This window comes from Rhizobium sp. ZX09 (assembly GCF_017357485.1).
GTDB lineage: Bacteria > Pseudomonadota > Alphaproteobacteria > Rhizobiales > Rhizobiaceae > Agrobacterium > Agrobacterium pusense.
In genome coordinates this window covers 1,153,494-1,169,879 of record NZ_CP031363.1, presented here as the reverse complement: position 1 = coordinate 1,169,879, position 16,386 = coordinate 1,153,494, and the positions used below count along the sequence as shown (strand labels likewise).

The following is a 16,386-nucleotide window of genomic DNA, read 5'->3' as shown; positions in this document are numbered from 1 at the left end:
TCCGTCCTCGTACGGCTATTTGTGATCGAATTTGGACCTGTCATTTACGGGTTCCTTTCTTGAACCTTTTCAGAAACTGCTTTAGCTTTGCCGCCCGGCGCATACACGCCGAACACTTCTTACGAGGACTTACCATGTGGCCTATCGTTCGGTTTGGGTTGAACTTTTTCGCGACGCTCGCTTTGCTCGCGCTCGCGACAATCGGCGGCCTATACGTCGTGGGTGGAATACTGGCGGCGTTGGCTTAACTCACCAACCACCGCCACCGCCGGTAGAGCCTATCGAGAGCCTACCGGACTTCTTCGACTTCTCAGTCCCAAGAAGCTTATCGACCCAGCGCGCCGCGTTGCGGATAGCACCGCCCGGCTTGGTAAACGCGCTGGCTTTGCGATTAGCGTAATCCCACGCATCCGCCGCGCCAACGACGGCACCGCCCACCCAGCTTCCCGGCTCGCCATAACGCTGCTCCCACGTCGCAGCATCTGACCAATTCGCATTGACCGGCTCAGTCTTAAAGGGATTAGTGACGTTGACATCGCCCGCCGTCCAAAGGGACGGCTTGCCAAGTGCAGCACCAACGGAGGAGGGGCGGCGGTCCGTATTGCCGGTTGCATAAGAGCCTTGGCCGTAACGAACCCCCGACAATGCAGAGGCGTTCAACGCGGCAATCTGGCTTTCAACAAGGCGATATTCTTGCTCCCGCCTGTCGTCCGCCATTGGGTCGAAATTGGAGAGAAAATCCCCAACCGAAGAAATAGCGTCGCCAAAGCCGGAACCACCGCTATTAACAGCCCGCCGCGCAGGCGGGGTAAATGTTGGGGTGCTTCCGCCGCCGACCGACGGCGAAACAAGAGAGGCAGACGATAACGGCGCGAAACCAGCGCCAGCGTTGTAAGAAGTCGCGCCGCCACCGCGCAAAACGGTGAGGGGATTAAACCCGGCGTTTTGACTGTCCTCAACAAGATGAGTTAGCGCTTGACGGCTGTAAGCCCGCGCTTCATCAAGTTGCTGCCGGTTATAAGTGCGCGCCTCATCAAGCTCTTGCCGGTTGTATGCGCGATCTTCATCACGCATGCGCAAATCCCAAGCGCGGTTTTCGTACAAATCATCGAAATACCATGTGCGCTGTTGCCACGCTTGCGCCCATTCATTCTCATATTGCTGCTGCGCGGCCTTTTGGGCGGCCTTCTTGGCGGAGTTGGCGCCAAAAAGTTTGCCAACCGCGCCAAGAGCAGCACCCGCAAATTGAATGAATTAACGAACCTCCTGTGTCTTGGACCGCAGGTAGCTACCGACCAGATCAGCAGCGAGCAAGACACCGGCAAGAACCCACGCTTCAACGCGGGAGGCAATCACCGGATCGGAGATTGCGAGGCCGGAAAGAGCACCTGCGGCGAGAGCGCCGAGACGTGCACCAATCGGTTTCACGAGAACGGAAACGATACCTTTCATGAACGATCCCTTTCAGATGTTCACGAAATTCCCCATTTAAATCGCATAAGATAGATTATGGAACCGCCCAGTCATTTTCCCGCTGTTGCTTTTAGGCCTGAAATGACGCGTTATCCTGTTGCGAGCTTTTTGAATTAACTGCCGTTATGGCTGTTGCTTTTCCTCGTCTACCTTGGAATGTTCTGTTCACGGTTCCACCGTGGTGATTCATGCCGGTCAACGTCAACTCGTCAAGTCTCCCGCCATCTTTGAATGCGGTCATCAGCGTTGGGCCCACCAACGTTCCACGGTTCTGGGCAACGGTCTGGAGCGATATCCTCAAGCGTGACATCGAGGCTTCGACCCGACGGAAACACCTCGCATCTCTTGATCGCTTCTATGTCGCTGTCGCGCGCCAGCGGCGAACGGACTGTCTCGACAGACTGATTGCCGACGCCGACGCTGATGCGCTCGAAGACTGTCTGATGGGCTTTCTTGCCCAGCTCCAGAACGAAGCCGCCGTCAACGGTGTGGATCGGTCTTCGATATGGCAAACGTCAGTCGCCTTCGTTGTCGATATGCTCCGACGAGCCGGAAACGTAGCCGGCACACGGGCGGCGCAGATCGAAGCGAAGCTTCTCAGGATCGAGACCCTCTATAACCAGCTTGCGCCAAATCCCGAAAGGCCTCCTGCACCCATCCGGGCGCTGCCCGCTCTGGTGGTCGAAGACTTGTATGAAATCTTCAGACCAGACTCGCTAAGAAACCCGTTCAAGACGGAGACGCTCCGCTGGCGGAACCTGCTGATCTTCATGTTGCTCTTGCGCCTCGGACTGCGGCGCGGCGAAGCCGCGCTTCTCATCGACAACTCCTTCAAGCACGACTTCGATCCGGTGTCCGGCAAGACGATCCACTGGGTCGACATCGAGGATACGAACGACGGCGATCCGCGATACGAGCTTCCCAGCCTGAAAACACCCATGTCACGCAGGCAGTTGCCCGTTCAGCAAGAGGTCGTCGATCTGGTCGACTACTTCAGGAAGAACCACCGCGGCCGAGCCGACTTTCCACATCTACTGATGTCCCAGAAAGCCAAACCGCTGGCATTGCGGTCGATCAACAAGGTGTTCGACATCGCGACGGAAGCGCTGTCCGTCGAGGCAAAAGCGTCTCTGAAGAAGCAGGACCTGGACGGCGTGTCGCCCCACGACTGCCGCCATACCTCGGCGGTCGTCCGGATGACGCTCTATAAGGAGGCCGGATACGATATCCAGCAATCGATCGAGAAGCTGCGCGTCTACTTCGGCTGGTCGAAGAAGTCGGACATGCCGAGGCATTATGCCAAGGCCTACTTCGAGACCAGCCTGGCCGAGGTCTGGAATGAGAAATTCGATACCTATGTCGACGCCTTGAGGAGCATCAATCCGGAGATACCCTCATGAGAGTTCCATTGGAACGGCACACCCCCCAACTATTGGACGAGATCGCGGCGATCACCAGATCGCTACCGCCGTTGCCGTTCGTTGTCCGCTACCACGATGATTTTGCCGATGAAACGCGATCAATCCGGTGGGACGATGAAGAAACAGCCGTGTTGTTATTGGATGGCACACCATACCGTCTAGCCACGAATAGATTCACTTTCGCAGAAACGATCATGCGGCACGTTATTGCCGACTGGCTCACGAGGCTCGATCCTCATACGGTGAAAATCTACATTGAGGCGGCGTTCAAAGCGGTTCGTGACGAGTGTCCCGACGCGTTCTTCGAATTGTTCATCTGCGCTCCGCAGAGCTGTCGGACCATCTGGACATTGAAGATACAACCTGTTGTCAGCGCCAAAGTATCTTTTGCACTCAGAGCGCTCCTTCACTCGCTTTGCCGCCTGAATATCGGCCAATGGACCCAGCCAAACGCATCAATCGTCAGGTCTCTGACCAGTCCGAAAGTCGACCGCTACCGCGTCGTGCGCGCCGGCGACTGCTTCATGCCGCTAGACCAGCAGGCCATCATCGTCGGCCACATCGACGACATGTGTCAGATGCTCGCCGCCGATCCCGAGATGCTCGACAACGACACCCTGCTCGACGTCTGCCTGCTGGTCCTGTCGTTCCAGTACGCCTTGAGACCGGGGCAGCTCGCGAGGATCGAGCTGGCCGACCTCAGAATCTATTCGGTCGCGGTACACTTCGCCTTCACTATCATCAAGCAGCAGGACCAGTCCAAGCGCATCCGGGAAACCAGGAAGATCAAACGGGAATGGGGACCGCTCTTCGTGGAGCTGGCGAAGCGCAGGCAAAGCGGCGCTCTCCAGCCGGAAGAGGGCGTTCCCCCTCGCCTGCTCTTCGGCCTAACGCCCCCTGGTGTAAGAAAAGCGATACAGGACTTGACCGAACACCTGACTGGAGAGCCCTGGACGCCGACCGACATCAGGCACACGGCGGCCCAGCGCATGGCAGACGCTGGTGTGTCACGTGCGGTCTTGACGCAATTTCTGGGCCAGACGAGCGACCGGATCGCCGACGTATACTACGAACAGTCACCGTCTCAGGCCGAGCAGATCAACAAGGCTCTCGCACTATCGCCGATCTTCAGCAACGTGGCCAAGGTCGGTACGACCAAGACGATCGACATTGCCATGCTCCGCGGTCTTCCAGAGGAAAAGCAGATCGGCGGAGTGCCGCACGGGGTTCCCCTCGCCGGGATCGGCGGCTGTCAGCTCGGACAGAGCCTCTGTATGAAGAACCCGGTTATAGCCTGTTACACCTGCACAAACTTCATGGCATTGGACGAACCTGAAATTCACGAGGAGGTTCTTGATGGTCTGCGTCCGGTGGTGAACGAGTTCGCCTCCGCCTCGCGAAACAACCAGATGTCTCCAGCGTACGGTCAGCTCAGGGCGACCTTGAGCGCCGTGCAACGCCTAGTCGACGAACTTCGCAACGAGGGTGAACCGTGAACCGCTTCTACGCCGAATTTATCAGGACAGCCCGAGAGTTGGCCGAAGGCCGTGGCCTTGTTTGGGACCTCGAGTTTGACGAAGGCGGAAAGGTAAGCAAGGAGACTCGTTGGAATCTGACCGCTCTGGTCGGATTGATGCCGCCGCCAACGCTGTGGCTCGGGCAGGTCGGTGTCGACGCGAACTCTTTCTCAAGCCTGAACGAGATCAGAAAGAGAATGGGGCAAGGACCGATCACCGCCTCCCCAATGTCGAGGGATTGGCAAGACCTCTATAAGGCCATCTTCATCCACCAGCTTCTCGTCCGGAAAACCAAGCCGCTTAGCGCCACGAAGATTGCAGGACCGATCCGGCAACTCGCTCCTGTTGCTGGTGATACGCCGCCTTGGTCGATTACTCCGGATCAAATCCAGCAAGCGTACAACGCGACGCTGGAGGGGCAGTCGTCAGGAAAGGTGGCCCTCGACTTCAAGACGACGGTCAAAACCATTATTGACGGTCTGCATCTTGCCGACATCCCTTCCCTCGATCGTTTCTGCGTTGCCTACACGACCAAGGAAGCTTCAGAGGCACAGGAACGAGCCAACGCGACGAAGACCCGCCAGAACGCACACGGTGGACGCGACGGCCTGCGAAAGAGGCTCGCCGAGCGCAAGTCGGCCTCCAAGCTCCCCGACGAGCGCGCCTTCTGGGAGCTGGTACGGATCGTTTTTACCGAGACGCCGCGATCGTTCAACGACGCGATCTGTTTCGCCGCATTTAAGGTGCATATCATCATGGGCTTCCGGATCGGGGAAACCGCCTCAATACCGTACGATTGGAAGCGCTGGCGTGACCATGTCGACGCGAAGGGGCGTCCCGCAGGCGAGCGCGGCGGCATCTCGCGCTCGCTGATGATCCGCCACTTCGCGGAAAAGCAGGCGGAAAGCGCGACCGACGATGGGATGGCGCTCTACGAAAACACGGCTTATGTACCGTCGATGTTCCAGGATATCCTTGTGGAAACGCTGGACTTCGTTGATAGGATCACTGCACCCCTTCGGGAACGGTTGCGCCAGCAGGTCGAAACAGCACGGATGTTCCCGGAATATCCAGATGATGCGTTAATTCCCGCGTGGGAAATGTACGTCAGAATGACGGGCAATATAGCCTTCTCAGACACCAACATGCCCACTGACCTCGTCTCGCGCTACCGCCAAGACTATAGCCTCGATGCGCTGTCCAAGATCAGAGAGTATCAACTGAATGGGCGACACGCACTGCTTACAAAATTTTGGAACCGACCCCAGCAGGCGATGATCCGTGTCAGAACGCCTGATGGCACAGCATATTCTGGGCGGATAGAATGGAGATTTGCCTACATCCGGGTCGGGGATATCGAGGAACACATCCGCACCAACAGCTTGACGAAGTTGTCTGATACGACGCTGACCATACTCACGGATGGCACCGCCGTTCACCCACACGATTTGATGTTCCTCGTCCCTATCAGGAACCTCATTGAAGGCAGGAACAACGGCATTCTGGATACGACACTGTACTCCGCCATCGGTCGGACGAGCGGCCAAGACCTCGTGAACTTTCTGAGCGGTGGCGGTACGATGCCGAGCCTATTCGCCCGCTATGGGATAACGGAAGAGGATCGGGCGCTTTCGCTGGTGTCGCATTCCATCCGCCACTTACAGAACACAGAACTGTTCCGTCTCGGCGTCGCTGACACCCTCATCAGCAAGAGGTTCAACCGACGCAGCGTCGCCCAGAGCTATGAGTACGATCACCGGAGCCTCGAAGAGGACATCGCTTTCGTGGATGTACCGCCCGAGGCAGAAGACCGCCTTGGGCACAATGCCCGGCAAGTCTACAAACTGATTGCCGCCAGCAAGGCGCACGGCCCTACCGTCGACGAATTCCGGAGCATCCAGCGCGAGTACGGTGATGAAGCCGCGCTCGACTTCCTTGAGGCCGAGGCGGATGGGCTTCATGTAACCCCTTACGGCCTTTGCGTGAATAGCTTCACGAGCGATCCGTGCCCCAAGAACCTCGAATGCTTCAACGGCTGCGTCAACCTCGCGAGGACGAGGGTCGCCAGCGAGCAGACCCATCTGGAGACCCTGCGGGATAGGTTCGCCATGATCATTATCAAGCTGGAGCAGACGCCTGAGAACCGACGCAACATCGGATGGGCCAACCAGCTCCGGCACGCCCGCGTCCGCTACAACAACATCTGTAAGGCGATCGACACGGTCCCAGGCGAGCAGGTCTTTCCCGACGGTGTCGACCTATCGGTTACCCCGAAGCAGCAGTTCGGCAACACCATCATCGACACCATGAAGAACCTGAGAGACCTCGATGTTTGACAAGGCAAAGGTACTGGAGGAACTGCTCGAGGCGATGATCGCCGAAAACGAGACCATTACCATCAGAGCGGTTTGCCGCCGGAGCGACGGCGTCTTCAAGCACGCTACCGATATCACGCGCAATACCAAGCGAAAGTCGATGGTCGACGCGGCGATTGCGAGGCAGGAAACCATCCGGACAGCCGTCGAGCGCAGTAGTAAGAAGTCCCGCAGCGAACTGGAAAGGCTGGTCGCCGCGAAGAATGACGAGATAGCGCAGTTGCAGAAGGATAAGGAACTTCTGATAGCATCGCACCGCGCCATGATCCTCGCCGTGGCCGAAATGGGTGGGTTCGCCACTTGGAGAAAGTTCTACGATGGATACCAGGCGGTTATAGACAGGCTTGAGAAGATACATGCCATTCCGACGGGCGAAGTGGTCGACTTTCTTCCGAAAGGGCCCAACTGATGGCGCGGGGAACTGGAAAAAGCGGCGTCGAGATTGCGCAGGAACATGTCGATGCCCTGATCGAATATCTGGAGCGCCACAAGGAAGAGCCGCTTCCGAGATACGGTATCGATCTGAACAAGAGCGTCATCGCCAAGGAATGCGGGTTCGACCGACAGGTGTTCCGCACGAACCCGCGTTGCGCCGAAATCCTGAGCAACGCCGACGACCGTGATCGCAAGGCCAACCTGACGCGCCTGGAACAGTCGGAGGCGGACCGCGAGCAGAAGGCAAAGGTCGATGGCAATCAGATGGCCTTGGAGGAAGAGAACCTCCGTCTGAAGGCGGAGAACGCCTCGCTACGCCGGGACCTGGACCGCATGAAGCGATTGAGCGCGGTGATCGCCGAGACTGGGAGACTTCCATGATTGGGTGTTTGAAGTCTGGTCCTCGGAGCCGCGCCGTCGTGGCCCCGACAGGCCGTGGGAGCTGGATCGCAGTGAATGAGGCACAGGGACCCGCGACGGCACGTCGTGGATGGCCGCAGTGAACGGAGAGCTAGAGCCCATGGCAGGGGCCAATCAACGACGAGGTGGCGCAGAGGGGCAGACGTTCCTGGTCCTTGGTGAGCGTTCTGAGCAGTCTTCCTGGGAGCTGTCTATCACGTCGGTCCATGCCAGCCGGTTCGGCGACCATGTCATCATCGGGCGTGACGAGGCCGAGCAGCTTCGTCGTGCGCTCGTGCTCTCTAAGAGATCACCGCGCGATCCGGCGGTGGGCGAAACGTGGCGTGTCACGGGCTCCATCCAATTGCATCAGGAATATGGTCCACAGCTCCATGCCGAGGTGGCCCTACCCCTCGTCACAAAAGGGCGGGCGATCATTCGCCACCTAGCCACCGATAAGCGCTTCGTCGGTATCGGCTGGGCGACGGCGGAGAGGGTCTGGGAGCGCTTCGGCGAGACCATCTATGGCATCATCCGGGATCGCGACCTGAAGGCGCTCGCGGAAGTCGTCGGGGCGGATCGTGCCATCACCATTGTTGACGGGTTCGGCATGCTTGCCGACGAGGTCGAAATCTTCCGATGGCTGGATCGATACGGCGTCTCCCCTCGTGTGGCTGGTGCTGCCGCCCGCGTCTGGGGTCTGGGAGCTATCGACCGCATCAAGGCCGACCCGTTCACTATGACATTGCTGGAGCCTTGGAAGGACGTTGATGCGCGAGCGCTGCGGCTGGGCGTCGCCCTCGACGACTCGAGGCGGCTGACAGCCGCAGTCGAGGAGGCGTTGGCGATCCGCTTCAGGGCAGGCAACATGGCCTCCCCTTCCCCGGTCCTGAAGCCTCTAGTGAAACGCCTGCTGGCACCTTGGACGGGCGATCCGGCGACGGCCATCGCTCTGGCCTTGGCCACGGGGCGCGTGGTCTCACCATCGACCGATCTTCTTCAGTCGCGAGCGTGTCGGTTCATGGAGGAAGAGGTCGCTCGAGAGATTGGCGAGCGCATCGGCCGCGAAGTTCCAGGATTCAGCGGCAAGCTCGTCGTTGATGCCATGACCAAGGTAGAGGCCGAGATCGGCTACGCTCTGACAGATGCGCAGCGCGAGGCGGTCTTCATGGCCACGACCTGCGGCGTCTGCGTGATCAGCGGTGGAGCGGGCACGGGCAAGACAACCGTCGTTCGGGCGATCCTAGAAGCATTGGAAGCCATCCGCGATCATCTGCCAGCATCGCAACGCCTTGGTGTCGAACATCTGCAGGTGGCTCTGGCGGGCCGCGCCGTAAGACGGATCAGCGAAGCGACTGGCCGCCCGGCGAGCACTCTTTCGCGGCTGGTGCACGACATCGAGGATGCTGGTTGTCGTATCGAGGCGGGAACCGTCATCTTCGATGAGTCCTCGATGCTCGATACTCCGTCGATCTACCGGGTGCTCGCCCACTTGCCTACTGAGGTCAACCTGATCTTCATCGGCGATCCCGGTCAGCTTCCGCCCATTGGTCCCGGGCTGCCCTTCCACATCATGGTTAAGGCGGCGAGCATTCCCTCGGTCACCCTCGACATCGTTCACAGGCAGGATGATGCCACAGGCATTCCTGCTGTCGCATCCGCCGTACGCACCGGCAAGATGGTCGGTCTCCGACGCTTCGATCCGAACGTCGCGCTGACCCCTGGCGTCTATCTCTTCCCGGCATCGAAAGACGACGTGGCGGCGAAGACCATAGCAGCCTTCCGCGCCATGTGCGGGCGGGTTCCACCCTATGGCAAGACGGCCACCCTACACGAGATGGACGTCCAGATACTCGCGCAGGTGAAGAACGGCGTCGCAGGATCGAAGGAGATGAACCGCGCCATCGAGGTCGAGTACATGGCCAGGCAGGCAAAAGTCGAGGATTGGGGTCTGAGCGTCGGCTCGAAGATCATGTGGCTGAAGAACGATTACTCGAAGGCCCCTCAACTCGATGCTGAAGGGAAGCCTGTCGTCGATAAGGTGACGGGCGATCCGATCTGCGCTGGCTTTATGAATGGCTCCCTGGGCGTGATTACCAAACCTCATCCCAAAGGGGCTTGGGTGCGATTCGACGACGGCGCTGAAGACGCGATTACCACTGCCGACCTTGAGAAGCTCACCCACGGATGGGCGATCAGCGTCCACAAGGCGCAGGGATCGGCATTCAAACGGGTGATCATCCCCGTTGTCCGGTCGAAGCTGTTAGATAGGACGATGCTCTATACTGCGATAACTCGCGGCATAGAGACTGTCGTTCTTGTCGGCGATATTGAATTCATTAACGAGGTGATCTCAGCGGCACCCGCGAGCCTAGCTAGAGATACTGCGCTCTGCCTGTGCTGATGGTGTACTGATGACAATGCGGGAGAGGTGGTGGACGTACTGCGTGCCCCGAGCTCAGATGTCGCGTCATTCCGAAAAGAAGGCCTTCACGAGCTCCATTCCGCAGGCCGCACTCGTGTAAGCCGCATAGTCTTGGTAAGTATCATTCTTGTGCGAGTTTGCGAAGTCACAGACTGACTTAATGACTATGGCCATAGCCCGAGGTGCCACCATTTCGGCCGTTGTTGCGTAGACGGCGTAGGCCTCCATATCCACAGCCACTACTTTACGTTTTGCGGCGGCGAGCTCATCGAAAAAACCGTCGTCGGCGCGCACTGCCGCCCCTGTCGCCATCGCGCCGACGACTACGTTGAGCACGCTGTTGATTTTTTGTGGCTTGTAGCCTCTGCGGATTGCGTCCAGCGCCTCTTGATTAGCTGACAACGCCTCCGCATGTTTTCGCAGCATTGGCTCAAGAGCGATCTGGACGGGATCGGGGGCAAACCGTACTTCGCCGTCCTTGTGGTGAAACTTTCCGTTGCCATAGTCCCAAGAGATGTTTGCGACCACAACATCACCTAGCTGGATGTCTCCTTCCCGGCCAGCGCAGATACCAGTCATGACGATAATGCGGGGCCGGAATGCGCTGGAAACCTTTGCCACGACAGCTGCTGTGGCGACCATTCCCATCTGAGCGGCGTGGCAAGCGACTACGCGAAGAGTTTTCGAACCTGCGCGGATCGTTCCAGACCAATACTGAGTCGGATCGGTGCGTCGATCGATCACCTTCCAGTCGCAATCGTGGTCGAGTACAGCAGACAGCTCGGGTTTGGCGAGGGCGCAGACAAAGGCCACGTCATAGTCGTAGTCCAAACCCGTGGCAACCGCATCGATTGACGACTGGATGTAACGAACCTTTCCCGAGAGCTGTTCGATCCAGTCCGCCGAGGACGTGTCGTATTTCAGGATCGACCAGAGTCCGTTATTGAAATCGGCCTCTGATTGGTCCCTCGCGTCGTCGAAAGAGGTCAGGCCAACGATATGCTTGGGGCGAAGGAATGTCCCGCGGGCCATTATACTCCGAAGCAACGATTGCCCCCCATCCAGCTCAGCCTCACCCAGACGGGTCTTAGGAATCATGAGGTCAAGGACTAACAAGTCAAACTGGGTCTTACGAAGCTCGGCGGCCGCATCGAAGGAGTTCGTGACGTGAGTGATGTCATCTAGCGTTGGGACCCCCGCCTCCAGCAAGACCTTGGAGATGGCGGAAGCCTTCGCAGTATCGTCGTCTACGATCAAAATCCTCATTGAATTTTCAAGCCCTGAATCATCGAGTTAAGGTTCTTCGCCCATTCATCAATCGATGCATGATAGTAGACGGAGCCGACATAGTGTTTCGAGTATTTCGATTTCAGTTCCGCGTCCAAGTCAGCCAGTCTCGTGACGTTCGGCGCTTCCCCGAAGCTCTCGAACTGGGTTAGAACAATGACCTTGCAGGAAGCGGAGGTTCTCGCAATTTGTCTGAGAAACTCCTTTCCGCCGAATGGGTGCATTCGCCCGTCCAGCTCCATCCCTCTAGCCTCATAGTTCGGAAGCGTCATGTCGAGAATTACGAGATCGGGAGAACTGCGTTTGGCCTCCCTGAGCCCCGCAACGAGAGAAGAGCCAAACATCAGCTCGTCCGCTGGGTAGTTAGACCGCAGGAACTCATGTACCTCGCGGCGCTTATTCTCGTCGTCTTCAACTACCAAAATACGCACAATCTTGCTCCTCGGTAGGTTGTCGAATTTTGTGATAAGAGAACCTCAAGCGACACGTAAAATGCCCAGTTTCTTCATTGATGCCAATGTCTACGGGTTCGGAAGCGGTTGAGAACGCCATAATATTGGCAAGTTTCGGAAAGCCCGTGCCCCCCTCTGTGCTCAGGTCTTTCAACGAATCGGAGGTTTTGAGCTTACTTCGTGCATCTTCGATTTTCTGGCGATGGATCGAAATGTCACGGCAGTCGCTGACGAACGACATTTCGAGTACACCGTCGATTTCGTCGATCTCGATACGAACCTCCGGTTGTTCCATGTCGGCGTGCTTCACGACGTTCCCGAACAAGATGTAAATCGCGTCGGTGAAGACGATCAATGCGTTGCCTAGCTTCATCTCCAATCGGTCGGTGATGCTGAGCCGAGGGTTGAAATGTGGATGCAGACGGCGCACCATCTCCTTCCCAATCTCCGCGAGAACTTCGAAGCTCAGCGGCGAGTTTTCGATCGTCTGGGGTACGTCAAACCACTCGGCCATCTCGTGCAGGGCGTCGTGAAGACCAGAGCGTGCCCGAACCATCGCGTCGTTCAGCAACGGAAAATTGGCCGCGTTGACGTTGGGGAGGATGTCAGCGGAGGCATTCGCGAACAGTTCGTCGAACTGGTCACGAAGTTCGTTGCGGATGTAGGATTGGACTGTCCTAAGCACGTTGCCCATGTGAGCCCAGAACACGGAAAAGAAGGAGTCCAAAAACTGATCAAAGTCTATGATCTCTTTCGCATCCGACGAGAAGCTCAGTACCACTGCTTCCGGGAACTGGTAACTTATAAGGCCCTTAGGCTTGTCGGGTCTACGTATCTGGACATAGTCGGACGAGAAACGGTCTACCAGTAGATCGTACTCTCTGGAAAACGCTCCGAGTTGCTGAGATACCTGCTCTGCGTCCTCGTGGCCGAGGTGTCCTTGCAGCAAGTCATACCAATGTTGGTTGGGACCGTAAGCCCCGCCAGAAGAGACTGTGGTCAGAAGATGCTGTTCCTGGGACGGTCGCCTCAGCTGTCCCGAGATGGTGCCGTGTCTGATACGAAGGCTAAGATAGCTGTTGATGCCGTGTCTGCTGTTCAGGCTGCTCTCTCGGCACAACTCGCCAAGCATTTCCGCGAAAAGTGCCGAAACCTCGTTGTCGGGTATCTCGAAGGGTTTGGTATCCGGCGTGCCGGCGGCAAGCCGATTCAGGATTTCGAACGCCACCATAGGGGACACGGTTTCCATTCCCGCTTCGATCAGCGCCCGAAAGCGGTCGAATTTCCCTCGGAGATTCTTCCGCGCCCAATCTCTAATCGGCTCCTCATCCATCGAGATTTTGCTGCGGTCCAGCGATTTTATAGCCTTGGTAACTTCCTGACGCCTCAAAATGAGGGTTATTTCGTCCTCGAAGATCGACGAGCGTTCCGGATCGAGCGTCTTCAACTGCGACAGTATTGCCAAGCGTTCTTCTTCGAGTTCGAACTGGCTCTCGTACACCAGCGAAAGGCTCAACGTGTCCTCGGTGCAGATAGACCAGAGGAAGAACACGAGCTCCGCCACATCATCTGCGTCTACGGCCCTAAGCTGGGATGGTCGAGCAACGTTGTGTTCATCAAGGTAGTTATCGACCGCATAGGAGAGAGGGGACCGAAAATCCCGGTCGTAGTGCTCTGAAAGAAGCCACACCACGAGAGCCATGCTTGTAGAGCCTGCGTACTGGCCGACTGTCATGTCGTCGAGCCGCGCGGCCAGCCTTTCGCAGGGAAGCCAGTGAACAAGCTCAGGCCTGCGGCGGTAGAAGTCGGCGCAGACCTCGACGGCTCGGTTAATTTCACCTGCTGCCAGCATGGCTTCGATCTCACACCACATCGCCATGCGGGTCGCCGGGAGCCCTTCCCCCCGCTCGGCCTGTAGCAGTGCTGCGACTTCTCGATTCTGCCGGGCTTTCATTGCAGAAGCAAATTTCCACCAGAGGTCCCCACGACTGGAAACCCGACATGTGGGCAGGGCCGAACTGTCGAAGCGGCAGTATTCGACTACGCCACGCGGGAGCCCGACAGCGGACGTCAAGAATTCACCATAATGCACGGAGACTTCTGGCGGCAGGAAAGCGAGTGCTGACGGGTCGTGGGCCTTGTGGCTCATGAACCTCCTGCGGTGCTGTGCCTCGCCTGCAATAGGCGACGGATTTTCGCTTAGTAAGAATATACTGGTTGCAGCCTCGCCGATACTGAACCTCGGAAAAAACAGTGCCTGCTGAAGAAGCCGCTCTCGTGCAGCATCAAGACGGTCCGGCGCAAGTTGCATATCGAGCACTGATCTAGCAACTGCCGTAAGGTCACAACTTGGCACGATGCCGAGGTTCGACATTTGATAGACTTGGTGAAGCGTAGGAACGGACAGCCCGCATTCATCCTCCTCAATCAGAGCGATATCGGTCTCCAACGCTCCGGCCTCGAATCCGATCGCTGCGGAGAGGTTGCCCATAAGAAAGGATATCTTATCGACGCGGACGTCGCCGATGCGGGACATGAACGGTAGAAAGTAATTATAGAGCGGGTAGGAAGCTGCCCTACCCTCTGCTGCGCACACACGTGCCAGCTGAACACAGAATTCGTATAGGTCAATCACCGAATGCGTCTGAACCTGCGCGAGCATTTCAGCTTCGTCGCCGTCTGCCACATCCTCACCGGCGAGTTGATAGGCCAAAAATCGCTTACCGTTTGCATCGGTCCAAAAGGTTTCTATCCGGGTTTTGATTTCTGTCCGATATCTGCCTGGGTTTTGATCGTTTTCAGACCGCACACCGAACCAGTAACAGTAGAAATTTGCAGCGACTGACGCGCCCTCGACGGTCTGTGCCGATATCCAGTTCTTCTGTCCCTCGAGACCGTGCACAAGGCTTGTCAGGCCTATCCGCGCTGCCATCATCTCCAACGACCAGCAAAGCGAACCGTTGATATCATCAACGATCTCCACCGCCTCTAGGTACTTCGCTTGACTTAGGAGTTCATCTAGAGCCTCCCGTTTGTTGACGTATCTCCCGAGTTCATCCTCATAGACTATAAGTGTTCCAATAGCCCATGCTAACTCCCTATCCAGAGATTGCGTCGCGAAGGGCGGCATAGAGCTTATGCGGGCCACAGATTTGGGAAACACGCCGTCTATCGGAGACCGATGACGCTGGCTCTTCGCTACCCAAGAAGCAATTTTAGGAAGCGCCTGTAATGGATAAGACGCCCTCACAGCGTCTAGTGGGGTCTTTAAATCTGTTCCGCCCCTGACCGCATTGCGCCATTCCGAATGCGAGGGAGGATTCCGCTTCCGGCTTACGGGCAACTTACCATCCTCTGTTCAGCACAGAACTACATCTTGATAAGTGCCAGTCATAGTAGGTAGTATAACTAATCCACTACATTCTAAAGTGGTCGAGTTTTGCTGGCGATCGAGCAAACTGTGATGCGGGACAGGAGCCAACTCGGCACGACGTCGTACCGATAGAACATCCTGCCTACTTCATCATTGAGCGTCCCATCCTCTTGCAGCGTCGATTTAAATATCGTCTTTTCCACGTCGCTCCGCGCTTCAGGAGAAACTTGAAGACGGTTGTCACGTAGCCGTATCGTGCACGAGATAATCTTCGTGCTTTACCCCTGGCGCCTTCAAGATCGCCTCGACTGCCGTGTTGGAAAGATAGTACTGTTGCCGTAAAGCTTTGGGTATCCAATAAAGAGCAGCCAGATGTAGCAAATAGCCGACGATTCGCTACTAATCATTCCGCAGAACGGACGTGGGGGAATTATGGCGGGCAATTCGAATGATCTATTTGGGCGCGCGGTTGCTGTCGAGGAAGTGGATAACGTAGTTGACGCCGAGGTCATTGAGGTCGCTCCTGCCGACGTTGAAGGAAAACGTCGAGTTAAACGAAGGGGCGGCAATACTCTCGACAAATGGGAGGTGCCGCTTGTTAAGGCTATGCTCCTCAGAAAAGAATACAACGACCAGGACATTCTTGCATACTTCACGCGCCCGACCAGAACGGTAAACCACCGTCTCATTGGTGAGATTAGGTCTGGGGCTAAGCATAATGCAATAAAGGCTGCCGATGAAGAGGATTTGAACGTCTTCCTCTCTACATGGCCAGATGTCGATCATGAGACAGGACTTAGTGTTCGGGGTGATGAGCTGTTGATCAAAGCGCGAGAGGCGATGATCGCTGCTGTTCATATTTTCAACAGTGCAGGTCTTACCTTTCGGGCTGAGTTGTTCATCGTGAGCGCTATCATCTCGTGGACCTATCTCCTTCACAGCTACTACAAGCGTCTCGGTATTCCTTACGTTTACAAGGACAAACGGACCCCTCAGGGACAGGATCGCTACTGGGACCTGACCCAGTGCATCGACACCGGTAAGTGTCCTTTGCAGGAAGGGATGAAGACCAACCTCCGTTTCCTGATTGGTCTGAGAAATGAAATTGAGCACCAGTCGACCAGCAGGATGGGGCTCTGTGGTCATTTCTACATTAATACACGCTAAGGGCATTTTGCAGGTGACGGGAAACACATGATTTCCGCTCACCGTGATCGCGGGGCAAACTG

General features: G+C 56.9%; 12 protein-coding genes. 7 read left to right on the top strand and 5 right to left on the bottom strand.

Features of this window, described 5'->3' with window-relative positions; genetic code table 11:
• Positions 1–249: 249 nt before the first annotated feature.
• Positions 250–1,074: a hypothetical protein gene (locus tag BTN45_RS05660; RefSeq protein ID WP_207589240.1), complete on the bottom strand. Its 825-nt coding sequence runs from the start codon at positions 1,072–1,074 to the stop codon at positions 250–252.
• A 180-nt stretch (positions 1,075–1,254) separates the two neighbouring features.
• Positions 1,255–1,452, bottom strand: coding sequence for a hypothetical protein (locus BTN45_RS05655; RefSeq protein WP_153775524.1), 198 nt, complete (start codon positions 1,450–1,452; stop codon positions 1,255–1,257).
• Between the two features lie 209 nt (positions 1,453–1,661).
• On the opposite strand from BTN45_RS05655, the gene BTN45_RS05650 reads away from it, so the two are divergent.
• The 6 genes from BTN45_RS05650 (at position 1,662) to BTN45_RS05625 (ending at position 10,024) form a co-directional block, all read left to right on the top strand.
• A complete protein-coding gene (locus BTN45_RS05650; protein WP_207589238.1) occupies positions 1,662–2,873 on the top strand; it encodes a site-specific recombinase in 1,212 nt (403 codons plus the stop codon).
• Positions 2,870–4,390, top strand: coding sequence for a site-specific integrase (locus tag BTN45_RS05645; protein WP_207589236.1), 1,521 nt, complete (start codon positions 2,870–2,872; stop codon positions 4,388–4,390). The genes BTN45_RS05650 and BTN45_RS05645 overlap by 4 nt, the downstream gene beginning before the upstream one ends.
• Positions 4,387–6,747: a hypothetical protein gene (locus BTN45_RS05640; protein WP_207589235.1), complete on the top strand. Its 2,361-nt coding sequence runs from the start codon at positions 4,387–4,389 to the stop codon at positions 6,745–6,747. Before BTN45_RS05645 ends, BTN45_RS05640 begins: the two co-directional genes overlap by 4 nt.
• Positions 6,740–7,195, top strand: a complete 456-nt coding sequence (locus BTN45_RS05635) for a hypothetical protein (protein ID WP_207589233.1) — start codon at positions 6,740–6,742, stop codon at positions 7,193–7,195. Before BTN45_RS05640 ends, BTN45_RS05635 begins: the two co-directional genes overlap by 8 nt.
• Positions 7,195–7,602, top strand: coding sequence for a hypothetical protein (locus BTN45_RS05630; protein WP_207589231.1), 408 nt, complete (start codon positions 7,195–7,197; stop codon positions 7,600–7,602). The genes BTN45_RS05635 and BTN45_RS05630 overlap by 1 nt, the downstream gene beginning before the upstream one ends.
• A gap of 139 nt (positions 7,603–7,741) precedes the next feature.
• Positions 7,742–10,024 carry an AAA family ATPase gene (locus BTN45_RS05625; protein ID WP_246751663.1) on the top strand — a complete coding sequence of 761 codons (2,283 nt, stop codon included), beginning with the start codon at positions 7,742–7,744 and terminating at the stop codon, positions 10,022–10,024.
• 66 nt (positions 10,025–10,090) lie between these two features.
• Here the strand turns inward: BTN45_RS05625 and BTN45_RS05620 are convergent, their stop codons facing one another.
• The 3 genes from BTN45_RS05620 to BTN45_RS05610 are packed head-to-tail and all read right to left on the bottom strand — an operon-like array spanning position 10,091 to position 14,767.
• Positions 10,091–11,311, bottom strand: a complete 1,221-nt coding sequence (locus tag BTN45_RS05620) for a hypothetical protein (protein ID WP_207589227.1) — start codon at positions 11,309–11,311, stop codon at positions 10,091–10,093.
• Positions 11,308–11,763, bottom strand: coding sequence for a response regulator (locus tag BTN45_RS05615; RefSeq protein ID WP_207589225.1), 456 nt, complete (start codon positions 11,761–11,763; stop codon positions 11,308–11,310). The genes BTN45_RS05620 and BTN45_RS05615 overlap by 4 nt, the downstream gene beginning before the upstream one ends.
• Positions 11,744–14,767 carry a hypothetical protein gene (locus BTN45_RS05610; protein ID WP_207589223.1) on the bottom strand — a complete coding sequence of 1,008 codons (3,024 nt, stop codon included), beginning with the start codon at positions 14,765–14,767 and terminating at the stop codon, positions 11,744–11,746. Before BTN45_RS05610 ends, BTN45_RS05615 begins: the two co-directional genes overlap by 20 nt.
• Positions 14,768–15,589: 822 nt before the next feature.
• Here BTN45_RS05610 and BTN45_RS05605 point away from each other — a divergent pair.
• Positions 15,590–16,324 carry a DUF3644 domain-containing protein gene (locus tag BTN45_RS05605; protein WP_207589221.1) on the top strand — a complete coding sequence of 245 codons (735 nt, stop codon included), beginning with the start codon at positions 15,590–15,592 and terminating at the stop codon, positions 16,322–16,324.
• The last annotated feature ends 62 nt before the right edge of the window (positions 16,325–16,386 follow it).